Raw genomic sequence first — 23,239 nt, 5'->3', positions numbered from 1 at the left:
GCGTGACTCTCACAACCTACTGCGAGGGGGCTTCCCAATTTCAGGCAGAAGTCCAATCAGCAAGTTAACCCCGCCAATCTGCTTTTCCGCCCTCCATCAATGGCCTCTCGTGACGGTCTCACAAGTGGTATAGGACTTGTTTTAAGAGGGAGTCTTCAATTACTGCATAAATATGACGAGACGTTTGCCCGTCCAGAAAGCTTCCAGCGGACTTCCAACTTAGCGAGAAAGAATTCGCAGGTCAAATGTGGGCTTAAGATAGATTCTTATCGAATTGATGATGTTTATTTATTTGAAAAATAAGTGTTTTAATGCATTTTTGCACTATCATGGGGCAACGCCGATCCACTCAGAAGTGTGAGCTGTCTCACTATAGTGCAACCCCTTAATCTCTGCACCATGCTAGTGCGAGGGGTAATGCCAGAGTTTTATTCTATAAAATATTGCTTTGCTGATGTTTATGACTATTTTTCACCGTGTTGTCATATTGCCGTTAACGGTTGCGTGACGATTAGAATAATTCATCAGAATTATAGTGAATTGATTTGCATTTATGATGAATAGTTATGCCTGGTGGCGCCTTGCGGGGAAAGCGTTGATCTCTGTCATCGCGGGAAAAGCCGTTTCTTATTAGCATCGCGGCTTTGAACACAGAGAACCACCAAGATTATGCAGTTGCCGCAATTAGTCAATATGTTTGGCGCGGATCTCCAGCGCCGCTATGGCGAAAAGATCCATAAACTCACGCTGCACGGCGGATTCGGCTGCCCTAACCGCGACGGCACGTTGGGGCGCGGCGGCTGTACGTTCTGCAACGTCGCCTCGTTCGCCGATGAGGCGATGCAGCGGCAGAGCATCGCCGAACAGCTGGCGCAGCAGGCCGCGCGGGTCGATCGGGCGCGGCGCTATCTGGCCTATTTCCAGGCCTATACCAGCACCTATGCGGAGGTTGAACGGCTGGAGGCGATGTATCGGCAGGCGTTGGCGCAGAGCGCCATGGTCGGCCTGTGCGTCGGCACCCGGCCGGACTGCGTGCCGGCCGCCGCGCTGGATCTGCTGACGGGATACCGCGAGCAAGGCTATGAGGTGTGGCTGGAGCTGGGGCTGCAGACGGCGCACGATAAAACACTGAAGCGCATCAACCGCGGCCATGATTTTCGCTGTTATCAGCAGACTGCGCGGCTGGCCCGGCAGCGCGGGCTGAAGGTGTGCTGCCATCTGATCGTCGGGCTGCCGGGAGAAACCCAGCGCGATCATCTGCTCACGCTGCAGCGGGTGACGCAGACCGGCGTCGACGGTATCAAGCTGCACCCGCTGCACGTCGTCACCGGCAGCACCCTGGCGCGGGCGTGGCAGGCCGGGCGGTTGCCCGAACTGGCGCTGGAGGATTACGCCGCCAGCGCCGGGGAGATGATCCGCCATACGCCGGGGGACGTGGTGTACCACCGCCTTTCCGCCAGCGCCCGCCGGCCGACGCTGCTGGCGCCGCTGTGGTGCGAAAACCGCTGGAGCGGCATGCAGGCGGTCGGCGCTTATCTGCAACGGCACGGCGGGCAGGGCAGCGCGCTGGATGAAAAGTGGCGCTACCGCCCTGGCATGCCGCTCTGAAGTGCAATCTTTGCCACACTTCGGCGTTTGCCGCCTTATCTCACCGCTGTTTTACGGTATGATTCAAAAGATTGTGTCTGATGGGAGCCGCTATGAAGCAAATCCGGGTGTTGGCCCAGTACTACGTTGATTTAATGGTGAAACTGGGGTTGGTGCGCTTCTCGCTGCTGCTGGCCTCGGCGCTGGTGGTGCTGGCGATGGTGGTGCAGATGGCGGTGACCATGCTGCTGCGCGGCGAAGTGGAAAGCATCGACGTGGTGCGTTCGATCTTCTTCGGCCTGTTGATCACCCCGTGGGCGGTCTATTTTCTCTCGGTGGTGGTGGAACAGTTGGAAGAGTCGCGCCAACGGCTGGCGCGGCTGGTGGACAAGCTGGAAGAGATGCGCCACCGCGATCTGGAGCTCAATCAGCAGCTCAAAGACAATATCAGCCAGCTGAATCAGGAGATCGCCGACCGTATCAAAGCGGAAGAAGAGCGCCTGCAGGTGATGGAAAAGCTGACGGAAGAGATGGAGCAGCGCGAGCAGGCGCAGATTGAGCTGGGCCAGCAATCGGCGCTGCTGCGTTCCTTCCTCGATGCCTCGCCGGATCTGGTCTACTACCGCAACGAAGACAAAGAGTTTTCCGGCTGCAACCGCGCGATGGAGCTGTTGACCGGCAAGAGCGAGAAGCAATTGATCGGCCTGACGCCGTTCGACGTCTACGGCCAGGAGATCGCCGAAAAGGTGATCGAAACCGACGAGAAGGTGTTCCGCCACAACGTCTCGCTGACCTACGAACAGTGGCTGGTGTATCCCGATGGCCGCAAGGCCTGTTTCGAGCTGCGCAAGGTGCCGTTTTACGACCGGGTGGGCAAACGCCACGGGCTGATGGGTTTCGGCCGCGATATTACCGAGCGTAAGCGCTACCAGGACGCGCTGGAGAACGCCAGCAGGGAGAAGACCACCTTTATCTCCACCATCAGCCACGAGCTGCGTACGCCGCTTAACGGCATCGTCGGCCTGAGCCGCATTCTGCTCGATACCGAGCTGAACGACGAGCAGCTGAAATACCTGAAGACCATCCACGTCAGCGCCATCACCCTCGGCAATATCTTCAACGACATTATCGAAATGGACAAGCTCGAGCGGCGCAAGGTGCAGCTCGACAACCAGCCGGTGGACTTCACCGGTTTCCTGGCGGATTTGGAGAACCTCTCGGGCCTGCTGGCGCAGCCGAAAGGGCTGCAGTTCGTCATGGAGCCGCAGACGCCGCTGCCGCAGCAGATCCTGACCGACGGCACCCGCCTGCGGCAGATCCTGTGGAATCTGATCGGCAACGCGGTGAAATTTACCCAGCAGGGGCAAATTGTGGTGCGCGTACGGCGCGAGGCGCAGGAGAAGCTGGTGTTCGAAGTGGAAGATTCGGGCATGGGCATCCCGCAGGACGAGCAGGACAAAATCTTCGCCATGTATTACCAGGTGAAAGATCAGCGCGGCGGCCGCCCGGCCACCGGCACCGGCATCGGGCTGGCGGTCTCCAAGCGGCTGGCGCAGAGCATGGGCGGCGACATCACCGTGCGCAGTGAACAAGGGCACGGTTCTTGCTTTACCTTAACCATCAAGGCGCCGGCGGTGCAGGAAGCCGTCAGCGCGGCGCCGGAGGAAGAGGCGCTGCCGTTGCCGGCGCTGCACATCCTGCTGGTGGAAGATATCGAACTGAACGTGATCGTGGCGCGCTCGGTGCTGGAGAAGCTGGGCAACAGCGTCGACGTGGCGATGAACGGCCACGACGCGCTGGCGATGTTCGATCCGGACGAGTTCGATCTGGTGCTGCTGGACATCCAACTGCCAGACATGACCGGGCTGGACATCGCCCGGGCGCTGCGCGAGCGCTATGCCGGGCAGGCGCTGCCGCCGCTGGTGGCCCTGACCGCCAACGTGCTGAAAGACAAAAAAGAGTATCTCGAGGCGGGCATGGACGATGTGCTGAGCAAGCCGCTGTCGGTGCCGGCGCTGACCAAGGTCATCAAACACTATTGGGATCATCAACCTTCTCACACTTCAAAGAAAACGGAGCACAAGGCGATGCAGATTAATGAGTCGTTACTCGATACCGCGATGCTGGAACAGTACATGGATCTGGTTGGCCCGCAGCTGATCCACCAAAGTCTGGAGATGTTCGAACAGATGATGCCGGGCTATCTGGCGGTGCTGGACTCCAACATGACGGCGCGCGATCAGAAAGGCATCACTGAGGAAGGGCATAAGATCAAGGGCGCCGCCGGTTCGGTCGGTCTGCGCCATCTGCAGCAGCTGGCGCAGCAGATTCAAACGCCGACGCTGCCGGCCTGGTGGGATAACGTGCAGGATTGGGTGGATGAGCTGAAACAAGAGTGGCGCAACGACGTGCAGGTACTGCGGGCTTGGGTTGAGAACGCTGAAAAAAAATGACCCCGACCTAAGCCGGGGTGCGCGAATATTGCGCCAACACCAGGGAAATTGTGAACCTGCGTATTGGTTTCAGTGTTCTGGTCGAGCAGGTTGTTGCGAATTCCTAAACATCATACAGCCAACAACATAGCAAATGTAAGCGCTCTTGTTAGAAGATTCATTAAAATGTGTGATGTAGATTAGTGTTTGTCAACTCCGAGCACGAACCAGTTGACAGCAGCGACAGGAGTAAGAGTGATGAAAAAGGTGGGTGTAGTCCTCAGCGGCAGCGGCGTTTATGACGGTACGGAGATCCATGAAGCGGTGCTGACGCTGCTGGCGTTGGATCGTGCCGGCGCCCAGGCGGTGTGCTTGGCGCCTGATAAACCACAACGCCATGTTATTAATCACTTATCTGGTGAGGAGATGGCGGAGTCGCGCAATGTTCTGATTGAATCGGCGCGCATTGCCCGCGGTGCGGTGCAGCCGCTGGCGCTGGCGGAGGCCGCGCAGCTGGATGCGCTGATCGTGCCCGGCGGCTTTGGCGCCGCCAAGAACCTCAGCAATTTCGCCGAAGCCGGCGCGGAATGTTGGGTCGATGAAGATTTGGCGCGCCTGACGCGCGAGATGCATAAGGCCAACAAACCAATTGGCCTGATGTGCATCGCGCCGGCGCTGTTGCCGAAACTGCTGGATCAACAAGCGCGGCTGACCATTGGCAACGATCCGGATCTGGGGGAAGTGATTGACGCCATGGGCGGCGAACCGGTGATTTGCCCGGTGGACGACATCGTGGTGGACAGCGAACATAAGATTGTGACCACGCCGGCCTATATGCTGGCGCCGTCTATCGCGCAGGCGGCCCTGGGCATCGATAAGCTGGTGGCGCGGGTGCTGGAACTGGCTGAATGAGAAAATCGCTCGTCGGATGGCGGCGGCTGCGCCCGTGGTATTGGCTGAAGCGCGGCGTCATCGCGATTATCGGCCTGTGGGCGTTGGGCATTGTGCTCTTCGCCTTCCTGCCGGTGCCGTTTTCCGCCGTGATGGTGGAACGGCAGGTCAGCGCCTGGCTGAGCGGCGACTTCGGCTATGTCGCCCATTCGGACTGGGTGTCGATGGACGACATCTCGCCGCAAATGGCGCTGGCGGTGATGGCGGCGGAAGATCAGAAGTTTCCAGACCATTGGGGCTTCGACGTGGCGGCCATTGAAAAGGCGCTCAGCCGCAACGAGAAGCGCCCGACGCGCATCCGTGGCGCGTCCACGCTGTCGCAGCAAACCGCCAAGAACCTGTTTTTGTGGGATGGCCGCAGCTGGCTGCGCAAAGGATTGGAGGCCGGGCTGACGTCCGGCATCGAATTGGTGTGGACCAAGCGGCGCATTCTGACGGTGTACCTGAACATCGTCGAGTTCGGCGATGGGGTGTTCGGCGTGGAAGAGGCTTCACAGCGCTTTTTCCATAAGCCGGCCAAGCGCCTGAGCGCGGCCGAAGCGGCGCTGCTGGCGGCGGTATTGCCGAATCCGCATCGCTTCAGGGCCGATGCGCCGTCCGGCTATGTGGTGCAGCGTCAACAGTGGATCATGCGGCAGATGCGGCAACTGGGCGGGGAAGCGTTTTTACGCGAGAACAAGCTGGATTAAACGGGCGGGAACGGCACGGTGCCACTCCCGCCAGGCGGATTATTTTACGTAGGTAAAGGCGGTCGTGACGTGCTTCACGCCGCTGACCTGGCTGGCGATCTGCGCCGCCGACTGCCCTTCCTGCTGCGTGACCAGGCCCAGCAAGAACACTTCGCCGTTTTCGGTGGTGACCTTCACGTTGGACGATTTCACCGTATCGCTGGTGAGCAGCTGCGAACGCACCTTGGTGGTGATCCAGGTGTCGGAGGATGCGGTGCTCAGGCTGACCGGCGTGCCCTGACGGATTTCGTTATACACTTCGGTCGTGCCTTCCACGCCCATGGCGATCTGCTTGGCGCGCGCGGTGAGATCGGCGTTAGGCGACTGGCCGGTCAACAGCACCTTGCCCTGATAGGCGGTGGCGACCACCCGGGCATCTTTCTTCAACTGCTGGTCTTTGCTCAGGGCGCTTTCGACCCTGGCTTCCAGCGTGCCGTCATCCACCTGGGTCCCTACGCTGCGCGGATCGGTGGCGGTTTTGGTGGCGACGGCCGCACTGCCGACGACGACGCCGGCGATACAGCCTTGCAACAGCAGGGCGCTGGACAGCACTGCAAATGTGGCTTTTAGCTTCATCTCAGTTCCTTAATCGTCCTGGTGGGGGAATAACGTATTGTCTATCAGGTCGCACAGGCAGTTTACGGTCAGCATATGCATTTCCTGAATGCGCGAGCTGCGGTGCGACGGGATGCGGATTTCGACATCCTGCTGGCCGAGCAGCCCGGCCAGCTCGCCGCCGTCGTAGCCGGTAAGTGCGACGATGGTCATATCGCGCGTCACGGCCGCCTCGACCGCTTTCACAATATCACGGCTATTGCCGCGGGTGGAAATCGCCAGCAGCACGTCGCCGGTGTGCCCGAGCGCACGCACCTGCTTGGCGTACACTTCGTCGTGCAGCCGATCGTTGCTGATTGCCGTCAGCACCACGTTGTCGGCGTTGAGAGCGATGGCCGGCAGGCTGGGGCGCTCGGTTTCAAAACGGTTGATCATGCTGGCGGCGAAGTGCTGCGCGTTGGCGGCCGAGGTGCCGTTGCCGCAGCACAGGATTTTGTTGCCGTTGAGTAAGGATTGAACCAGCGTCATCGCAGCGCGGGAAATGGCGTCCGGCAGTGCTTCCGCCGCCGCGATCTGGGTTTGGATGCTTTCGGTGAAACAGACTTTAATTCTATCCAGCACGTTGTATTAATCCACTAAGTCAAAGGGCCGGTCTGCGCCGCAAAACCCCGATTAATCCGCATTGAAGGCGTTGGGTATCCATTCTAACTGGCTACCGGTAATGGCCAAAACATCAAAACGGCAAGATGATGTGTCAAAACTGGCTCCGCGCCCCGCCAGCCAGACGGCGGCGGCGTGCAGCAACCGCTGTTGTTTGCGAAAGGTGACGCTGGCGGCCGCGCCGCCGAAGGCGTCGTTGCGGCGGTAGCGCACTTCGACGAACACCCAGGTGGTGCCGTCGCGCATGATGAGGTCGAGCTCACCGCCGCGCACCGCGACATTGGCGGCGCAGAAGGTGAGCCCGGCGTGTTCCAGGTGACGGCGGGCCAGTAACTCATAGCCCGCCCCTGAGGCGCGTGGGTTCAAGAGACTGGAACGACCGTACCCTGACGGTATTGCAGCCAAGGCAGCTTACGGTTGATCACGCAGTTCGGCGACGCGCTCAGCGTACCGGTGGTGCCGGAAACCTGGAAGCCCGGCAGCTGGCGCATTTCAGCAAAGTGGTTGGCCAATGTCCAGGCATCCATCCCCATCGCATACAGGCGCACCAGCGAGTAGTCGTTGCGGAAACGCGCGCTGGCCTGCTGCAGCAGCTGAGGGTTTGAGCCGGCCAGCAGCGGAATATCGCTGAACTGCAGGCCTTCCATTTCCAGACGGAAGTCCGGGCCGGCGCCGGCCTGGTAGCTGCGCGAGCTGGCGTACATCGCCGGCTTGCCGCGCGAGCTGGTGGCCATGTCGATCATCGGTTTGATCAGCGTCAGCTGAGACTGGGTGGCGACGATGTACACCGCGTCGACGCTGCCGCTGGTGGCGGCGGGCACGTCGCTCGGCGGCGCAGGAATGGTCAGCCCGGCGATGGTGACGCTCTGCGGCGCCGGGGCGCTCGACATCGGCGTACCGGTCATGCGGATGCCGCCGCTGTTCACCATCTGGCGCAGCTCGCCGGCGGAGCCGATGTCCTGGCGCAGCACGGTTTGCCCGCCTTGCTTCTGCCATTCCTGGTTAAAGGCCCTGGCGACGCGATCGCCGAAGGCGCCGCGCGGCACCAGCAGCAGCGGTTGACGCTTCTGCTGTTCCCAGATGTGGCGGGCGGCGTCGCGGGCTTCATCTTCCGGCGACAGGGCGAAGTAACAGATGTTCAGGTTGTCCTTCGGCGTTTCCGGCTGGTTAAGCGCCAGCACGTTCAGCGTGGTGGTGCTGGCGGACAACTGATCGACGTTCTCTTTCAGCAGTGGGCCGACCACCAGGGTGGCGCCATCCTGCTGCGCCTGGCTCAGCAAGGCGGCCAGCGGCTGGCTGGTGGTGTCGTACACTTTGACCTGCGCGTTGGCGGCCTGCAGCGGCGTTATCGGCGCGCTGGACGGCGCAGCGGGTTGCGCGGCGGTGACGGCAGGCTGGCTCTCTTGGGCCGAAGGGCTGACCGCGCCGTTGGCGTTGATGTCACCCGTAGCGGCCTGATCGGCAGGCGCCGTTTGAGCCGGCGTGCTGGCCGGTTGTGCGGCTTGAGGCTGCGGCGCCGGCATGGAACCGCCGTTTTTCGCCGCTTCGAAGCCTTGCTGGATGGCGTCGGCGAACACTTTCGCCTGGCCATTCAACGGCAGCAGCAGGGCGATTTTCGAGGTGGAGGCCTGGGTGAAGTTCAGCACCTGATTCAGGCGAGCCGGCAGCGTTTTGGCCGCCGGGTTCTTCGGATAACGGTTCTGCCAGTCTTTGATGCCGGCCTTCAGCAGATCGGGATCCTGCTTGTTGTCCTGATAAACGCGCAGCAGATCCAGCCAGCCTTGCAGCACGTTCTCGTCGGCGTTGATCACCAGGCTGTTCATCTCCTGCGGCGTCAGCTGCAGCAGCGCCTGCCAGGTTTGATCCAGATTGTCCTGGTGCGCCTTGCCGGTCAGCAGCGGCTCCTGGGCGATATAGGCGCGGATCAGCGGCAGCGATGCTTTGCCCTGATTGGCGGCGATCTGCGCCTGGTAGTAGCGCACCTTCTGATTCGGCGACAGCGCGCCGCTGTCCAGGTGGCCCAGCGTGCTGCGGGCGCTGACGTAGCTCTTGTTGGCGATCTGCAGTTCGGCGGTCAGCAATTGGCGTTCGGTCTGCTGCGCGCCGCTGAGATTTTTCGGCAGTTGATTCAACTGGTCGCCGGCCTGCGGCAGTTTTCCTTCACGCAGCAAGGCGCGAATAGCAAGTAATTGCCAGTCAGCCTTGTTATCATCGCTGCTTTGCTGCAACTGCTGCAGGTAGTAATCGGAGCTGGCGCTCGCTTCGTCCTGTATATTGGCGGGCGGCGTTTGCGGGGCCCGACTTGGACAGCCTGCCAGGAAAAGGGCGGCGGCGATGACTGCGGTCAGTCGGACAGGCTTGGAACGCCCTGCTTTGGTACGAACGAATGTTGAGGAAAGCATACTGTATCCAGTGATGTTTTTTTCAAGATGCTCAATATTAAATCGGCAACCCGGATGAAACAATGAATCAACACCAACAATCAGTCATTTCTGCATCAACGCTGTATGTGGTGCCCACCCCTATCGGCAATCTGGGCGATATTACCCACCGTGCGTTAGAGGTACTGAAAAGCGTTGATCTGATCGCGGCGGAAGATACGCGCCATACCGGATTGCTGTTGCAACACTTCGCGATCAACGCGCGTCTGTTCGCGCTGCACGATCACAACGAACAGCAAAAGGCCGAGCAGCTGCTGGCGAAACTGCAGGAAGGCCAAAGCATTGCGCTGGTTTCCGACGCCGGCACGCCGCTGATCAACGATCCCGGTTATCACCTGGTGCGCCGCTGCCGCGAGGCCGGCATTCGCGTGGTGCCGCTGCCGGGCGCCTGCGCCGCCACTACCGCGCTGTGCGCCGCGGGCGTCGCTTCCGACCGTTTCTGCTACGAAGGTTTCCTGCCGGCGAAAACCAAGGGGCGCAAGGATACGCTGATGGCGCTGGCGGAGGAACCGCGCACGCTGATTTTCTACGAATCCACCCATCGTCTGCTGGAAAGCCTGCAGGACATGGTCACCGTCTGGGGCCCGCAGCGCTATGTGGTGCTGGCGCGCGAGCTGACCAAAACCTGGGAATCCATCCACGGCGCGCCGGTGGGCGAGCTGCTGGCGTGGGTGCAGGAAGATGAAGTGCGCCGCCGCGGTGAGATGGTGCTGATCGTCGAAGGCCACAAGGCGCAGGAGGATGCGCTGCCGCTCGAGGCGCTGCGCACGCTGGCGCTGCTGCAAAAAGAGCTGCCGCTGAAAAAGGCGGCGGCGCTGGCGGCGGAAATCCACGGCGTGAAGAAAAATGCGCTGTATAAGCACGCGCTGGAGCAACAACAGCCGTAAAGCGGTTGACCTGCCGCCGCCGCGACGCTACTATCCGCGCCGGAGTTGACCAGACAGTCGCCGCTTCATTGCCGTCCTCTTCGGGGAGACAGATGGAGGGGAGGAAAGTCCGGGCTCCATAGGGCAGGGTGCCAGGTAACGCCTGGGAGGCGCAAGCCTACGACTAGTGCAACAGAGAGCAAACCGCCGATGGCCCGCGTAAGCGGGATCAGGTAAGGGTGAAAGGGTGCGGTAAGAGCGCACCGCGCGGCTGGCAACAGTTCGTGGCACGGTAAACTCCACCCGGAGCAAGGCCAAATAGGGGTTCACATGGTACGGCCCGTACTGAACCCGGGTAGGCTGCTTGAGCCAGTGAGCGATTGCTGGCCTAGAGGAATGACTGTCCACGACAGAACCCGGCTTACCGGTCAACTCCCTCGACAAAAGAAAACCCCGCGCAACGCCTGTTGCGCGGGGTTTTTCGTTTTTCGGCCGGCTTACACCGGCAGGTCAATCAGCAGCGCGCGCAGCGGCGTTTCGGCGCGGATCGTCAGGCGGTTTTCCTCACGCACGAAGGCGCCGTCGCCGCAGGTCAGGCGTTGCGCTTCGTGGCGCTCGCCGGTAGCGGCGATGGTGCCGTGAATCGACTGCAAATAGGCGCGCGGCCCGTTAATCGTCAGCGTTTGTTCTTCGCCCGGCTGCAGATCGAGATGGTGGATCCAAACCTGCTGGCGCAGCTGCAGGCTGCCCTGCGCGCCGTCCGGCGAGGCCAGCAGCAGGTTGCCTGCCGGCGGCAGCGCCAGGCGCTGCACTCGCTCGTTGCTGCGTTCCGGACAGGCGTCCAACCACAGCTGCAGACGGGTGAGCGGCGTATCGCTGCTGACGTTCTGTTCGCTGTAACTCAGGCCCGGCTGGGTGGCCAACAGCAGCGCTTCGCCGGCTTTGGCGCGCGCGGTGTTGCCGTCGCTGTCGCGGTATTCCGCCTCGCCCTGCAGGATCAGGTTCAGGATATCCACGCTGGGATAGGTGCGCGGCTGGAACGACGCGCCCGGTGCTAGCACCTCCTGATTCAGCACCCGCAGTGACGCGTAGCCCATCAGTTTGGGATCGAAGTAGTGACCAAAGGAAAAGGTGTAGCGAGCCTGCAGCCAACCAAAGTCAGCTTGCCCGCATTGTTGTGCTGTTCTGCATGTAATCATGGCAATCGGCTCTCTAAATTCATTATCCAAATGGTAAGCATCTGGACGTCGGATTGTTAGCCAGTTAATCTGGTCGGCATATTCAAATTTCCTGACAGAGGGATGTGATGGCCAGAGATCGGGCGCTCACGCTTGAGGCGCTGAGAGTGATGGACGCGATCGACCGGCGTGGCAGCTTCGCCGCGGCCGCCGACGAATTGGGCCGGGTGCCGTCGGCGCTCAGCTACACCATGCAAAAATTGGAAGAAGAATTGGACGTGGTGCTGTTCGACCGTTCGGGCCACCGCACCAAGTTCACCAACGTGGGGCGTATGCTGCTGGAGCGCGGGCGGGTGCTGCTGGAAGCGGCAGACAAGCTGACCACCGACGCCGAAGCGCTGGCGCGCGGTTGGGAAACCCACCTGACCATCGTCAGCGAAGCGTTATCACCGCCGAGCCTGCTGTTCCCGCTGGTGGACAAGCTGGCGCTGAAGGCCAACACCCAGGTGTCGATTTTCACCGAAGTGCTGGCGGGCGCCTGGGAGCGGCTGGAACAGGGGCGCGCCGACATTGTGATCGCGCCGGACATGCATTTTCGCGCGTCGTCGGAGATCAACACCCGCAAACTGTACAAGGTCATGAGCGTTTATGTCGCCGCGCCGGATCATCCTATCCACCAGGAGCCGGAGCCGTTGTCCGAGGTGACCCGCGTGAAATACCGCGGCATCGCGGTGGCGGATACCGCTCGCGAGCGCCCGGTGTTGACCGTACAGCTGCTGGACAAGCAACAGCGCCTGACGGTGAGCACCATTGAAGACAAACGTCTGGCGCTGCTGGCCGGGTTGGGGGTGGCGACCATGCCGTATCCGATGGTGGAGAAAGATATCGAAGCCGGCCGGCTGCGCGTGGTGGGGCCGGAATACAGCCGCGAAGCCGACATCATCATGGCCTGGCGGCGCGACAGCATGGGGGAGGCGAAGGCCTGGTTCCTGCGCGAAATCCCGCGCCTGTTCGCGCAACGTTAACATCGGTGGGATGACATCCCCTTGCCGGGCGGCAAGGGGATTTTTTTCGCCTTAACCGAAGCGCTGGTCGCGGCCGTGCGGCTCGTCCAGATCCTGCGCCGGCCCGATGGAAATGATGCCGTGCGGGTTGATGGTGGCGTGGCTGCGGTAGTAGTGGTTGCGAATGTGCGGCAGGCTGACTGTCTCGGCGATGCCCGGCATCTGATAGATGTCGCGCAGGAAGCCGTACAGGTTCAGATAGTCGCTGATGCGGTGTTTGTCGCACTTGAAGTGGGTGACGTACACCGGATCGAAACGCACCAGCGTGGTCCACAGACGCAGGTCGGCTTCGGTCAGCCGATCGCCGGTCAGGTAGCGATGTTGCCCCAGGATCTGCTCAAGGCGCTCCAGCGCGTTGAATACCCCGTTGACCGCTTCGTCATAGGCTTCCTGGCTGGTGGCGAAACCGGCCTTGTACACGCCGTTGTTCACTTGATCGTAAATCCAGCCGTTCAGCTCATCGATCTTGCCGCGCAGATCGGTCGGGTAGTAGTCCCCAGCCCGAGCGCCGACGCCGTCAAACGCGCTGTTGAACATGCGGATGATGTCGGCGGATTCGTTGCTGACGATGGTTTGCCGCTGTTTATCCCACAGCACCGGCACGGTCACGCGCCCGCTGTAGTGCGGGTCTGCCCGCAGGTAGATCTGGTACAGGAAGTCGGCGTGATACAGCGGATCGCCGGTGGTTTCAGGAAAATCCTGGCCGAAGGTCCAGCCGTTTTCCAGCATCAGCGGGTGCACCACCGAGACCGGAATGATCTGCTCCAGCCCTTTCAATTTGCGCATCAGCAGCGTGCGGTGCGCCCAGGGGCAGGCGAGAGAAACGTACAGGTGATAACGGCCCGCTTCGGCCTGGAAGCCGCCCGCGCCGTGTTCGCCGGGCTGACCGTCGGCGGTCACCCAATTGCGAAACTGAGCGGTTGAACGTTTGAAACGGCCGCCGGTAGATTTCGTGTCATACCAGATGTCTTGCCAAACGCCATCGACGAGTTGTCCCATGGGAATCTCCTTGGTGTCCGAGTGAAAAACGACAGGGCCCGGCATGCCGGACCCTGAATGACAGTTTAGATTACCATTTCTTGTTCAGAAGACGGTCGATGCTGAAGCCGCCCGGGCCTGCGACCGCCAACACGATGAAGCCGCCGGCGATGGTCAGGTTTTTCATGAACATCAGCTGGTTTACGCCTTCCGCAAAATCAGTGTGGAACAGCAGCGCGGTCAGGATGGTGAAACCGGCAGTGAACAGCGCCACGGTGCGGGTCAGGAAGCCGAACAGGATCGCCAGACCGCCGCCAAACTCCAGCAGAATGGTCAGCGGCAGCAAGAAGCCAGGCACGCCCATCGATTGCATGTACTGTTGGGTTCCGGCATAAGCGTCACCCATTTTGCCGTAGCCTGCCACGATAAACAGGATTGGCATCAGAATACGAGCAACCAACAAACCTGTATCTTCTAATTTTTTCATCATCTACTCCAAAGTGTTTTTGTATGCCTGTTCGGCGGAAGCCATGTCAACGAGCGGTATATCAGGACATTCGCCCTGTCCGGCTCGTATCGTATTGATGGAGTGAATGTTAAGCGGGAAGTGCTCAGGTTGTTAGCAAGTAAAACTGTCGTAATTTTTCAAAAAATCTGAATCTTTAGCGTGCTAATAAACTGACGCTTGTCAGCAGGTTGCCCAGCCCTCGGGATAAACAGCGCTGTTTTAAGGGGAAAACGAGGGCAGAGCAACAGGATGTTTGAAGGAAAAACGCGGGGCTTACTTGGCGGAGAAGGTCTTTTTAAACAGTCGGATAGCGCTCCAGGCACCGAAAGCGCGACGCGACCAGCGGATCATCTTGCTGGGGTGGCGGATGCCGTACAGCGCCATGACGCTGGAACCGAGTACCAGATAGCGGCGCAGGCCAAAAACGGTCTGCCAGCCGCGGTCAATGCGTTCGGTTTTTTCCAGCCACAAAGACTTGTGTTCGGCCAGATCCAGACGCTGTTGCTGGATCTGGCGAATCAGCCTCTCTTTTTTCCATTCCAGGTAGCGGCGGCGGCTCATGGCTCGCGCTCCAGTTCGGCGCGGTCGAGCTCCAACTGCTTGCGCGTGGCGCCCAGCAGCGTGGTGCGACGGGCCTTGACCAGCGTCCAGATGGTGCCGACTACGGCGAGGAACAGCAGCACGCCGGTTGTCGCGCCCAGCGCCACCAGCCGATAGACCGGATCGATGGCCCAGAAGATCAGGATCAGCAGGCTCATCAAACCGAAGGCGGTGAACAGCAGTGTCATACCGGCCATGATCAGCAGCTGAATGAGGTTGGCTTTCTCCTCTTCCAGCTCGACGACCGCCAGCCGGACACGGGTTTCCACCATGCCGACCAGGATCGTGATGATGCGCTGACCGATATCCAGAACCCCTTTGGCGGGGCCCTGCGCGCGCACTTGCGGTTGTTCAGCCATGATTAGCGACGCGCGAGCAGCACGCCCAGCACCACGCCGACCGCCGCGCCGATACCGATGCCGGTCCACGGGTTGTCGCGCACATAGTCGTCGGCCTGGCCGGCGATCTGTTTGGTTTGCGAAGCCAGCTTGTCACCGGCGTCGCTCAGGCGAGCGCGGGTCTCTTTCAGCGCGCCTTCCGCCTTCGAACGCAGCTTCTCCAGCTCGGCTTTCGGCTTGTCGGTGGAGGAGTTCAGCACTTCCTCCAGCGTATCGGCTAAGGACTTCAGTTCAGCGCGTAAGTTTTCTGCATTTGAATCATGTGCCATGTGATTATTCCTTAACGTTTATTTCGACAGACTTTTAACATAGCGGATTTTTTCGCCGGAGCAAAGGGGTGATGGCCAGCAGATAACACCAGACATCAATTCCATATGCTTAAGAAATCCCGTGTGATGGGGCTCTCATCGATAAATCCGCTGGTGTAAAAAAATTATTCCGCCTGGGCGCGTTTCAACTCAGCTTGCGCTTCCGCCAGCTTTTGCTGCTTCTTGGCGACCTTGTCCAGCTTGCCGGTTTGCTGCGTTTCTTTCAGCTCCTGCCGGCGTTCTTCGACCTTGCGCTGTTTCTCTGCGATGTTTTTCTGGCGTTCGGCCTGCAGGCCGGCTTCGGTGCAGTGAGTCTGCACTTCGCTCAGCGCTTTTTTCAGCCCGTCCACGCGGTGGGTGTTGCCGTGTTGGGTGGCGTAGTCGATTTGCTGTTGGATGTTTTGCGCTTTGGCGGCGCAACCGCCCTCTGCGGCCGAAGCGAGGGCCGGCAGCGTGCAGAGTGGCAACAGCAGTAACAGGGAGTGGCGTAATTTCATCTTTCAGTTCCTTGTTCATGGGATGCCTGAACAGGCATCCGCTTTCCTGGCTGCCGAAGGCGGCAGCGCGAGAGGAGGGCGTTCATCGCCGGCTGAAGTTACCCTTCAGCATAGTCATGAAACCGGCGAGCCCCCAAAGAATCAGCCGTGACCCAGTGCTGACTGATTAATTCTTGAGCTAATCGATGCGAATGAAAATGAAGATTATGGCAATGAAAGGAAACCCCTTCATATGAAGGGGGATTATCCCAGATTGAGCGGGGAGCGCGCAAATTCGCGCACCCAATGCGACGGCACGGGGGACTCGCTCAATGCGATGTGGTAACCGGGTGGCAGAATGGTTTGCAAAGCTTCGCGCGCCAGCAACTGCTGCTCCGGCGAATCCAGACGGATGACCAGGCCATCGCCTTCCGGCGTAATGCTTTTGATGCGGATGCCGCGTTCATCCAGGCGCTGGTAGACATAAAAGCCGTCGGGCAGCGACAGCCCTTGCTGGCTGGCGCGGATGCGCAGCTCGCTCTCGGTGCGCACCATGCAGGGCACCAACAGCGTCGCCAACGCCAGCAGGGCGAGCGCGATCATCAGGACGTATTGCCAGCGCGGGCGCTTTGCTGTCACGCCCCTTTCCCCGGATTCTGGCTGTTGGCGCGCTTCTTGCGCCACAACACGATCAGCGAGCCGACCAGCCCGACCACCAGCAATACCAGCGGCAACATCATCAGGCAGAACATCAGCTGATCTTCATACTTGCGGAACACCGGCGTTTTCCCCAGGGCGAAGCCCAGCGTCGTCAGGATCAAGACCCACAGCAGGCCGCTCATCCAGTTGAAGAACTGGAAGCGTGCGTTGCTCAGGCCGGACAGGCCGGCGATGGTCGGCAGCAGGGTACGCACGAAGGCCAGGAAGCGGCCGACCAGCAGGGCGGAAAGGCCGTGACGGTGGAACAGGTTATGTGCACGCTGATGGTAGTGGGCCGGCAGATGCGAAAGCCAGCCTTGTACCGTTCGCGTATTGCCGAGCCACCGGCCTTGTATATAACTGACCCAGCACCCCAGGCTGGCGGCGACGGTCAGGATAACGATGGTCAATGGGAAGCCCATGGTGCCTTTGGCGATCAGCACACCGACCAGGATCAGCAGGCTGTCACCCGGCAGGAAAGCGGCCGGCAGCAGGCCGTTCTCCAAAAACAGGATCATGAACAGCAGGATGTAGAGGGTCCACACCAACGAGGGGTTCGCCAGCGTCTCAAAATCCTGCTGCCATAAGGCATGTATCAGTTCTTTAATGATGTCCATCCGGTGTTCCTAAAACGTCATTGTTTATTTTTATCTCAGCGGCGGAGCGGGCGTGAGCTGAAAGCGCGCGGCGATCCTGAGTGCTGATAACGATGAAACGGCGTTGCTTTAAGGTTTCTAAGCGGTGCGACACCGGTCATAGGTGGTAAGTCAGCGTGCCACGGTACTGCATGTTGCTTTCTTTCCAACCGGCCTGGCGACTCTGTTGCCTGGAAGCGTCCAGCATCCAGTCGACCTGGGCAAGCCGGTTGGGAGCCGGGGTGTCCTGGCGGGGGAAGCGAATTCGGTAACCCGGCTCTGCGGCCAGGGTATAGACCGGCGCCGGCAGGGAGGATGCGAGCAGCGAACCGGAGAAAGAGTGCGCTCTGGGCAGCAGCAGCGGCAACTTGCCGGGGGCTTTGCGGCGCGCTTCAGCCGGCGCCCGATACACATGATCATAGGGGGAAAGCGCCGGCTCCGCCAGCAGCGGCAGGCTGCTCAGCTCGCTGGGGGTTGGCTTGGGTGACGCCACGCATAGCTGTTGGCCGGAGACCGAACCGGTCCAGCAGAAAACAGCAATCAGCATGGCAAACAACCAGCGCATTTATTCGCGTCCCGCCCCCGCAGCAATGGGTAAAAAAGTGGGCTAACTCTACCAAAATAGCACGATTGGCAACAGGGAAATCTACGTTGCCGACGGTGAAATAGTACACGGCAAACGGCGGTTCCGGCATCGATTCAGCGGATTTTACATTACCTGACATAAGCCGACGGTTTTTGACCGCCGTGGCTATTTCGGCTCGTGGTTCACGCCATCCAGATGCACCACCGGATTCTCGGCAAACAGGTAGCGATCGGCGTTGTATTCGAAGTCATCGCTGGTGGCGTTGAACAGCATCTGTTTGGTGTTTTCCAGGTGCTGCCACATCGCCAGTTTGGCGGCGTAAGGGTCTTTGCGCATCAGCGCCTTGAGGATCTGATCGTGATCGTCACACCAGCTGGCGATCGAGCGTTCGTCGATATGCTCGTGCAGCTTTTTCCAGTAAGGGTTGTTGACCCGCTGCACCCACATTTTTTCCACGATGGTGGCCATGGCGGTGTTCTGGGTGGCCAGCGCCACCTGCACGTGGAACTTCAGATCCCACTGCGAGTCGCGGAAGCGATCCTCTTTACGGGCGTGCTCCTGGATCTCCATCAACTGCACGATATCTTGTTTGGTCACCTGGGTGGCGGCGAACTCGGCGATGTTGCTTTCAATCAGCTGGCGCGCCTGCAGCAGCTCAAACGGGCCGGCGGTGGCGAACTCGATGCTGTCGCCCGGCACCACCAGGTGCTTTTGCTGGTTGGACACCACATGGATCCCGGATCCCTTGCGCACGTCCACATAGCCTTCCACTTCCAGCATGATGATCGCTTCGCGCACCACGGTACGGCTGACATTCATCTCTTCGGCGATGTATCGCTCGGCCGGCAGTTTGTCGCCCACCGGGTAGCGGCCGCTTTCGATGCGTTGCTTAAGCTCGGCGGCCAGTTGCTGATACAGGCGTCTGGTTTCGGTGAATTCCATAGTGAATGCTCTATACGATGCGGTGGGAAGGGGCGCGTGGCCATCGGATTTGTTATACCACTTATTCGGCACCGCTGCCAGAGGAGCAAGAGGCCCGGCGCGGCGGCCGGGCGGCGGGATCAGCTGCGCGCCGGGGCCGGTTGCAGCGTGGCCGGCTGGGTTTCGGCGGCCGGACGGTTTTGCAACACCGTCCAGATGACGATGGCGCCGAGAATGTCGAAGACCGACAGCGCGGCGAACAGCGGGCTGAAGCCGAGGGTGTCCGCCAGGGCGCCGACCACCAGGGCGAACAGCGTGCTGGCGGTCCAGGCCGCCATGCCGGTGAGGCCGTTGGCAGTCGCCACCTCATTGCGGCCGAACACGTCGGAAGAGAGGGTGATCAGCGCGCCGGACAGCGCCTGATGGGCGAAGCCGCCGACGCACAGCAGCGCGATAGCCGCGTAAGGGCTGGTGAACAGGCCGATCATGCCGGGGCCGATCATCAACACCGCTCCCATCGTCACCACCAGCTTGCGTGAGACGATCAGGTTGACCTTGAAATACTTCTGGAACAGCGGCGGCAGATAACCGCCGACGATGCAGCCGAGATCGGCGAACAGCATCGGCATCCAGGCGAACATGGCGATCTCTTTCAGGTTAAAACCGTAGGCCTTGAACATGAACAGCGGGATCCAGGCGTTGAAGGTGCCCCACGCCGGCTCCGCCAGAAAGCGCGGCAGCGCGATGCCCCAGAACTGGCGGTTGCGTACGATCTGCCAGGCGGACATCTTTTTGGCGTTAGAGGTCTGGTGCTGGGCTTCCTGGCCTTCGAGGATGTAACGGCGCTCTTCCTGGCTCAATTTCTTCTGATCTTTCGGGTGTTTGTAGAACAGCAGCCAACAAATGGCCCAGATCAGGCTCAGCACGCCGGTGATGATGAACGCCATTTCCCAGCTGTGCGCCACGATGGCCCATACCACCAACGGTGGGGCGATCATGCCGCCGATCGATGAACCCACGTTGAAATAACCGACGGCGATCGAACGCTCTTTGGCCGGAAACCACTCGCTGCTGGCCTTCAGCCCGGCGGGGATCATGGCCGCCTCGGCCATGCCGACCGCGCCGCGCGCCAGCGCCAGGCCGCCCCAGCTGTTGGCCAGCGCGGTGCCCATACAGAACAGCGCCCACAGAATGGCGAACATGGCGTAGCCGACCTTGGTGCCCAGCACGTCCAGCACGTAGCCCGCCACCGGTTGCATCACGGTGTAGCAGGCGGAATAGGCGGCGACGATATAGGAATACTGTTGGGTGGTGATGTGCAGCGTATCTTCCAGCGTCGGCGCCGCGACGGCGATGGCGTTGCGGGTCAGGTAGCCCAGCACGGTGCCGATGGTCACTAGTCCAATCATGTACCAGCGTAACCCTTTAATTTTACGCATCCGAAATGTCTCCCCGTTTTAAGGTGTGGCCGTCGATGCGGCTGGCGAGACAATAACCTGTCATACAGGTTTAAAAGTTGAGTGATATCACAAAAGGAATTATTCGCCTGAGCGATACTGTCGCCGGTGAAATAGTGCGTTTACGCCGCAAATTTGCCGTAAAATTGAGCGAAAAAGGGATTGAAGGACCTTAAATCAGTAGCTCATGGGAAAAATTTGCTGGACGCTTGTGAAAATTGGTGTGATAACTTTTATGATTCGACCCCGTGCCGCACGGCAAGTAAGGAGCCCGAGATGGCGACGTTTTTGAGCGAAGATTTCCTGCTGGACAACGAATTTGCCCGGCGCTTGTATCACGACTATGCGGCGCCACAGCCGATTTTCGATTATCACTGCCATTTGCCGCCGCAGCAGATCGCGGAGAACACCCGTTTCAGCAACCTGTACGATATCTGGCTGCGGGGCGATCACTATAAATGGCGGGCGATGCGCACCAACGGCGTGGCGGAGCGACTGTGTACCGGCGATGCGGGCGATCGTGAGAAATTCGACGCCTGGGCCGCCACGGTGCCGCATACCATCGGCAACCCGCTCTATCACTGGACGCATCTGGAGCTGCGTCGGCCGTTCGGCATCACGGATACGCTGCTGTCGCCGGCCACGGCGGATGAGATCTGGCAGCGCGGCAATGCGCTGCTGGCACAGGATGAGTTTCGCGCGCGCGGCATCATGCGGCAGATGAATGTGAAAATGGTGGGCACCACCGACGATCCGATCGACGATCTGCGCCATCATCGGGCGATCGCCGACGATCGTGGCTTCGATATCAAGGTATTGCCGAGCTGGCGGCCGGACAAGGCTTTCACTGTCGATGCACCGGGCTTCAATGACTATCTGCGGCAGCTGGAGGCGGCGGCGGACACCGCCATCGGCCGCTTCAGCGCGCTGTGCGACGCCCTGTACAAGCGCATGGATCACTTCGCCGCCCACGGCTGCAAGGTGGCCGACCATGCGCTGGACGTGGTGGTGTTCGGCGAGGCCGATGAAGCGGCGCTGGATGCGATCCTGCTGCGCCGCCTGAACGGCGAGCTGCCGACGCCGGAACAGAGCGCCCAGTTCAAAAGCGCGGTGCTGCTGTTCCTGGCCGGCGAATACCGGCGCCGCGGCTGGGTGCAGCAGTATCACATCGGCGCGTTGCGTAATAACAACAGCCGCATGCTGGCCGCCGTCGGGCCGGATATCGGTTTCGATTCGATCAACGATCGGCCGCTGGCGGAGCCGCTGTCGCGGCTGCTGGATGCCCAGGCGCGGCAGGGCGGCCTGCCGAAAACCATTCTCTACTGCCTCAACCCGCGCGATAACGAAGTGATCGGCACCATGATCGGCAATTTCCAGGGGGAAGGCACGCCGGGCAAGATGCAGTTCGGTTCCGGCTGGTGGTTCAACGATCAGAAGGACGGCATGCGGCGCCAAATGACGCAGCTGGCGCAGCTCGGGCTGCTGAGCCGCTTCGTCGGCATGCTGACCGACAGTCGTAGCTTCCTGTCGTACACGCGCCATGAATACTTCCGCCGCATTCTTTGCCAGATGATCGGCCGCTGGGTGGCGGACGGCGAAGCGCCGGCGGATATCGCGCTGCTGGGCGAAATGGTGAAAAACATCTGCTTCGACAACGCCAAAGACTATTTCGCCATTGAACTGGCGTAGCCGTTATCCGGGACCGGTTTATGCAAAGTACGATAAAGATTCACGAGCAGGATAACGTGGCGGTGGCGCTGCGCGATCTGGCTGCCGGAGAGTGCGTTGAGCTGGAAGGCGCGGTCATCCAACTGGCGCAGCCGGTGGCGCGCGGGCACAAATTTGCGCTCGGCCCGATCGCCAAGGACGAGGACATCATCAAATATGGCCAGCCGATCGGCCATGCGCTCGCGGCCATCGGGCCGGGGGAGCATATTCATTCGCAAAACGCCAAAACCAACCTGAGCGATCTGGACAGCTACCGTTACCAGCCGCAGTTCCCGACGTTGCCGCCGCAGGCCGCGGATCGCGAGGTGCAGTTGTACCGACGGGCCGGCGGCGAAGTGGGGATCCGCAATGAGCTGTGGATCGTGCCGACCGTCGGCTGCGTCAACGGTATCGCTCGCCAGATCCAGCAACGCTTTTTGCAGCAAACGCAGGCAGAGGGGATCGACGGCGTGCATCTGTTCAGTCACCCGTTCGGCTGCTCGCAGCTGGGGCAGGATCATGCCAACACCCGCATCATGCTGCAGAACCTGGCGCGCCATCCCAACGCCGGCGCGGTGCTGGTGATCGGGCTGGGTTGCGAGAACAATCAGGTGGATGCCTTTCGCGCCACGTTGGGGATAGAGGACGAGCGGCGGCTGCGCTTTATGGTGTGCCAACAGCAGGACGACGAAGTGGAAGCCGGGCTGGCGCTGTTGCACGAGCTGTACCGGGAGATGCGCCACGATCGCCGCGAGCCGGGCCGCCTGAGCGAGCTGAAGTTCGGCCTGGAGTGCGGCGGTTCGGACGGATTGTCGGGTATCACCGCCAACCCGCTGCTGGGGCGGTTCTCCGATTATGTGATCGCCAACGGCGGCACCACGGTGCTGACCGAAGTGCCGGAGATGTTCGGCGCCGAGCGCATTCTGATGAGCCGCTGCCGCGATGGGGAGACCTTCGACAAAACCGTCGACATGATCAACGATTTCAAACGCTATTTCATCGCCCATCAGCAGCCGATTTATGAGAACCCGTCGCCGGGCAACAAGGCCGGCGGCATCACCACGCTGGAGGAGAAATCGCTCGGCTGCACCCAAAAGGCGGGGTTAAGCCAGGTGGTTGACGTGCTGAAATACGGCGAGCGGCTGCGCGTGCCGGGGCTGAATCTGCTCAGCGCGCCGGGCAACGACGCCGTGGCGACCAGCGCGCTGGCCGGCGCCGGCTGCCATATGGTGCTGTTCAGCACCGGGCGCGGCACGCCGTACGGCGGCTTTGTGCCGACGGTGAAGCTGGCGACCAACAGCGAGCTGGCGGCGAAGAAACCGCACTGGATCGATTTTGACGCCGGCAGCCTGATCCACGGCGTGGCGATGGAGACGTTGCTCAGTCGCTTCATCGATCTGATTGTCGAGATCGCCAACGGGCGTCCGGCGCGTAATGAAACCAACGACTTCCGCGAGCTGGCGATCTTTAAAAGCGGGGTGACGCTGTAAGGCTGACAAAAAAG

24 protein-coding genes and 1 other RNA gene are annotated in these 23,239 nt (G+C 60.6%); 9 read left to right on the top strand and 16 right to left on the bottom strand.

Annotated features, from left to right (window positions below; genetic code table 11):
• Positions 1-669: 669 nt before the first annotated feature.
• From mnmL to mtgA, 4 genes are all read left to right on the top strand, one after another.
• Positions 670-1,608: a tRNA modification radical SAM protein MnmL/YtqA gene (gene mnmL / locus AC2CGI_RS17450; RefSeq protein ID WP_076741015.1), complete on the top strand. Its 939-nt coding sequence runs from the start codon at positions 670-672 to the stop codon at positions 1,606-1,608.
• A 92-nt stretch (positions 1,609-1,700) separates the two neighbouring features.
• Complete coding sequence (gene arcB / locus AC2CGI_RS17445) at positions 1,701-4,040, top strand: aerobic respiration two-component sensor histidine kinase ArcB (protein ID WP_076741014.1); 2,340 nt, start codon at positions 1,701-1,703, stop codon at positions 4,038-4,040.
• A 237-nt stretch (positions 4,041-4,277) separates the two neighbouring features.
• Positions 4,278-4,931 carry an isoprenoid biosynthesis glyoxalase ElbB gene (elbB, locus tag AC2CGI_RS17440; protein WP_015379166.1) on the top strand — a complete coding sequence of 218 codons (654 nt, stop codon included), beginning with the start codon at positions 4,278-4,280 and terminating at the stop codon, positions 4,929-4,931.
• Entirely contained in the window at positions 4,928-5,659 is a 732-nt protein-coding gene (gene mtgA / locus AC2CGI_RS17435; RefSeq protein WP_484593961.1) for a monofunctional biosynthetic peptidoglycan transglycosylase, read from the top strand. Before elbB ends, mtgA begins: the two co-directional genes overlap by 4 nt.
• Positions 5,660-5,698: 39 nt before the next feature.
• On the opposite strand, the gene dolP is transcribed toward mtgA, so the two are convergent.
• The 4 genes from dolP to AC2CGI_RS17415 are packed head-to-tail and all read right to left on the bottom strand — an operon-like array spanning position 5,699 to position 9,315.
• Positions 5,699-6,274, bottom strand: coding sequence for a division/outer membrane stress-associated lipid-binding lipoprotein (dolP, locus tag AC2CGI_RS17430; protein ID WP_004937101.1), 576 nt, complete (start codon positions 6,272-6,274; stop codon positions 5,699-5,701).
• Positions 6,275-6,283: 9 nt separating this feature from the next.
• On the bottom strand, positions 6,284-6,874 hold the full coding sequence (gene diaA, locus AC2CGI_RS17425) for a DnaA initiator-associating protein DiaA (protein WP_004937103.1): 591 nt from the start codon (positions 6,872-6,874) through the stop codon (positions 6,284-6,286).
• Between the two features lie 51 nt (positions 6,875-6,925).
• Positions 6,926-7,279: a YraN family protein gene (locus tag AC2CGI_RS17420; protein WP_015379164.1), complete on the bottom strand. Its 354-nt coding sequence runs from the start codon at positions 7,277-7,279 to the stop codon at positions 6,926-6,928.
• Positions 7,276-9,315, bottom strand: coding sequence for a penicillin-binding protein activator (locus AC2CGI_RS17415; RefSeq protein WP_076741013.1), 2,040 nt, complete (start codon positions 9,313-9,315; stop codon positions 7,276-7,278). The genes AC2CGI_RS17420 and AC2CGI_RS17415 overlap by 4 nt, the downstream gene beginning before the upstream one ends.
• 62 nt (positions 9,316-9,377) lie before the next feature.
• Here AC2CGI_RS17415 and rsmI point away from each other — a divergent pair, with 62 nt between their 5' ends.
• A complete protein-coding gene (rsmI, locus tag AC2CGI_RS17410) occupies positions 9,378-10,241 on the top strand; it encodes a 16S rRNA (cytidine(1402)-2'-O)-methyltransferase (RefSeq protein WP_015379162.1) in 864 nt (287 codons plus the stop codon).
• A 41-nt stretch (positions 10,242-10,282) separates the two neighbouring features.
• Positions 10,283-10,660: RNase P RNA component class A (rnpB, locus tag AC2CGI_RS17405), an RNA gene on the top strand.
• 57 nt (positions 10,661-10,717) lie between these two features.
• Here the strand turns inward: rnpB and AC2CGI_RS17400 are convergent.
• The gene (locus AC2CGI_RS17400; RefSeq protein WP_076741012.1) at positions 10,718-11,419 is read right to left on the bottom strand and encodes a pirin family protein; all 702 of its coding nucleotides are present in this window, start codon (positions 11,417-11,419) and stop codon (positions 10,718-10,720) included.
• Between the two features lie 107 nt (positions 11,420-11,526).
• On the opposite strand from AC2CGI_RS17400, the gene AC2CGI_RS17395 reads away from it, so the two are divergent.
• Positions 11,527-12,423, top strand: coding sequence for a LysR family transcriptional regulator (locus AC2CGI_RS17395; protein ID WP_004937113.1), 897 nt, complete (start codon positions 11,527-11,529; stop codon positions 12,421-12,423).
• A gap of 51 nt (positions 12,424-12,474) precedes the next feature.
• Here the strand turns inward: AC2CGI_RS17395 and AC2CGI_RS17390 are convergent, their stop codons facing one another.
• From AC2CGI_RS17390 to AC2CGI_RS17340, 11 genes are all read right to left on the bottom strand, one after another.
• Positions 12,475-13,461 (bottom strand): glutathione S-transferase family protein, encoded by a 987-nt coding sequence (locus tag AC2CGI_RS17390; RefSeq protein ID WP_004937116.1) that lies wholly within the window; start codon positions 13,459-13,461, stop codon positions 12,475-12,477.
• Between the two features lie 70 nt (positions 13,462-13,531).
• Entirely contained in the window at positions 13,532-13,927 is a 396-nt protein-coding gene (locus AC2CGI_RS17385; RefSeq protein WP_004937119.1) for a DoxX family protein, read from the bottom strand.
• A gap of 294 nt (positions 13,928-14,221) precedes the next feature.
• On the bottom strand, positions 14,222-14,509 hold the full coding sequence (locus tag AC2CGI_RS17380; RefSeq protein ID WP_004937121.1) for a YqjK-like family protein: 288 nt from the start codon (positions 14,507-14,509) through the stop codon (positions 14,222-14,224).
• Complete coding sequence (locus AC2CGI_RS17375; protein WP_015379160.1) at positions 14,506-14,907, bottom strand: phage holin family protein; 402 nt, start codon at positions 14,905-14,907, stop codon at positions 14,506-14,508. The genes AC2CGI_RS17380 and AC2CGI_RS17375 overlap by 4 nt, the downstream gene beginning before the upstream one ends.
• A gap of 2 nt (positions 14,908-14,909) precedes the next feature.
• Positions 14,910-15,215, bottom strand: a complete 306-nt coding sequence (locus tag AC2CGI_RS17370; RefSeq protein WP_004937125.1) for an ElaB/YgaM/YqjD family protein — start codon at positions 15,213-15,215, stop codon at positions 14,910-14,912.
• A 164-nt stretch (positions 15,216-15,379) separates the two neighbouring features.
• On the bottom strand, positions 15,380-15,751 hold the full coding sequence (locus AC2CGI_RS17365; RefSeq protein ID WP_015379159.1) for a DUF1090 domain-containing protein: 372 nt from the start codon (positions 15,749-15,751) through the stop codon (positions 15,380-15,382).
• A gap of 243 nt (positions 15,752-15,994) precedes the next feature.
• Complete coding sequence (mzrA, locus tag AC2CGI_RS17360) at positions 15,995-16,369, bottom strand: EnvZ/OmpR regulon moderator MzrA (protein ID WP_004937130.1); 375 nt, start codon at positions 16,367-16,369, stop codon at positions 15,995-15,997.
• Positions 16,366-17,046: a DedA family protein gene (locus AC2CGI_RS17355; protein ID WP_004937132.1), complete on the bottom strand. Its 681-nt coding sequence runs from the start codon at positions 17,044-17,046 to the stop codon at positions 16,366-16,368. The genes mzrA and AC2CGI_RS17355 overlap by 4 nt, the downstream gene beginning before the upstream one ends.
• Positions 17,047-17,182: 136 nt before the next feature.
• Positions 17,183-17,629 carry a hypothetical protein gene (locus AC2CGI_RS17350; protein WP_021505097.1) on the bottom strand — a complete coding sequence of 149 codons (447 nt, stop codon included), beginning with the start codon at positions 17,627-17,629 and terminating at the stop codon, positions 17,183-17,185.
• A gap of 186 nt (positions 17,630-17,815) precedes the next feature.
• Positions 17,816-18,592: a transcriptional regulator ExuR gene (exuR, locus tag AC2CGI_RS17345; protein ID WP_004937137.1), complete on the bottom strand. Its 777-nt coding sequence runs from the start codon at positions 18,590-18,592 to the stop codon at positions 17,816-17,818.
• 119 nt (positions 18,593-18,711) lie between these two features.
• Complete coding sequence (locus AC2CGI_RS17340) at positions 18,712-20,010, bottom strand: MFS transporter (protein WP_015379157.1); 1,299 nt, start codon at positions 20,008-20,010, stop codon at positions 18,712-18,714.
• A 294-nt stretch (positions 20,011-20,304) separates the two neighbouring features.
• Here AC2CGI_RS17340 and uxaC point away from each other — a divergent pair, with 294 nt between their 5' ends.
• Positions 20,305-21,717, top strand: coding sequence for a glucuronate isomerase (gene uxaC, locus AC2CGI_RS17335; RefSeq protein ID WP_076741011.1), 1,413 nt, complete (start codon positions 20,305-20,307; stop codon positions 21,715-21,717).
• Positions 21,718-21,737: 20 nt separating this feature from the next.
• Complete coding sequence (locus AC2CGI_RS17330; RefSeq protein ID WP_021505094.1) at positions 21,738-23,225, top strand: UxaA family hydrolase; 1,488 nt, start codon at positions 21,738-21,740, stop codon at positions 23,223-23,225.
• Positions 23,226-23,239: the final 14 nt, after the last annotated feature.

This window comes from Serratia sp. LSHTC3, assembly GCF_057197125.1.
This window is presented reverse-complemented; position numbering and strand designations above follow the sequence as displayed.

Excerpts from the sequence above, each read along its gene's own strand:
- AC2CGI_RS17415 (WP_076741013.1), bottom strand. The coding sequence starts at position 9,315 with ATGCTTTCCTCAACATTCGTTCGTACCAAAGCAGGGCGTTCCAAGCCT.
- AC2CGI_RS17400 (WP_076741012.1), bottom strand. The coding sequence starts at position 11,419 with ATGATTACATGCAGAACAGCACAACAATGCGGGCAAGCTGACTTTGGT.
- uxaC (WP_076741011.1), top strand. The coding sequence starts at position 20,305 with ATGGCGACGTTTTTGAGCGAAGATTTCCTGCTGGACAACGAATTTGCC.
- arcB (WP_076741014.1), top strand. The coding sequence starts at position 1,701 with ATGAAGCAAATCCGGGTGTTGGCCCAGTACTACGTTGATTTAATGGTG.
- exuR (WP_004937137.1), bottom strand. The coding sequence starts at position 18,592 with ATGGAATTCACCGAAACCAGACGCCTGTATCAGCAACTGGCCGCCGAG.
- mnmL (WP_076741015.1), top strand. The coding sequence starts at position 670 with ATGCAGTTGCCGCAATTAGTCAATATGTTTGGCGCGGATCTCCAGCGC.
- AC2CGI_RS17385 (WP_004937119.1), bottom strand. The coding sequence starts at position 13,927 with ATGAAAAAATTAGAAGATACAGGTTTGTTGGTTGCTCGTATTCTGATG.
- AC2CGI_RS17350 (WP_021505097.1), bottom strand. The coding sequence starts at position 17,629 with ATGCGCTGGTTGTTTGCCATGCTGATTGCTGTTTTCTGCTGGACCGGT.
- AC2CGI_RS17390 (WP_004937116.1), bottom strand. The coding sequence starts at position 13,461 with ATGGGACAACTCGTCGATGGCGTTTGGCAAGACATCTGGTATGACACG.
- elbB (WP_015379166.1), top strand. The coding sequence starts at position 4,278 with ATGAAAAAGGTGGGTGTAGTCCTCAGCGGCAGCGGCGTTTATGACGGT.
- rsmI (WP_015379162.1), top strand. The coding sequence starts at position 9,378 with ATGAATCAACACCAACAATCAGTCATTTCTGCATCAACGCTGTATGTG.
- AC2CGI_RS17380 (WP_004937121.1), bottom strand. The coding sequence starts at position 14,509 with ATGAGCCGCCGCCGCTACCTGGAATGGAAAAAAGAGAGGCTGATTCGC.
- AC2CGI_RS17365 (WP_015379159.1), bottom strand. The coding sequence starts at position 15,751 with ATGAAATTACGCCACTCCCTGTTACTGCTGTTGCCACTCTGCACGCTG.
- AC2CGI_RS17375 (WP_015379160.1), bottom strand. The coding sequence starts at position 14,907 with ATGGCTGAACAACCGCAAGTGCGCGCGCAGGGCCCCGCCAAAGGGGTT.
- AC2CGI_RS17395 (WP_004937113.1), top strand. The coding sequence starts at position 11,527 with ATGGCCAGAGATCGGGCGCTCACGCTTGAGGCGCTGAGAGTGATGGAC.
- AC2CGI_RS17355 (WP_004937132.1), bottom strand. The coding sequence starts at position 17,046 with ATGGACATCATTAAAGAACTGATACATGCCTTATGGCAGCAGGATTTT.
- AC2CGI_RS17330 (WP_021505094.1), top strand. The coding sequence starts at position 21,738 with ATGCAAAGTACGATAAAGATTCACGAGCAGGATAACGTGGCGGTGGCG.
- dolP (WP_004937101.1), bottom strand. The coding sequence starts at position 6,274 with ATGAAGCTAAAAGCCACATTTGCAGTGCTGTCCAGCGCCCTGCTGTTG.
- AC2CGI_RS17370 (WP_004937125.1), bottom strand. The coding sequence starts at position 15,215 with ATGGCACATGATTCAAATGCAGAAAACTTACGCGCTGAACTGAAGTCC.
- AC2CGI_RS17340 (WP_015379157.1), bottom strand. The coding sequence starts at position 20,010 with ATGCGTAAAATTAAAGGGTTACGCTGGTACATGATTGGACTAGTGACC.
- mtgA (WP_484593961.1), top strand. The coding sequence starts at position 4,928 with ATGAGAAAATCGCTCGTCGGATGGCGGCGGCTGCGCCCGTGGTATTGG.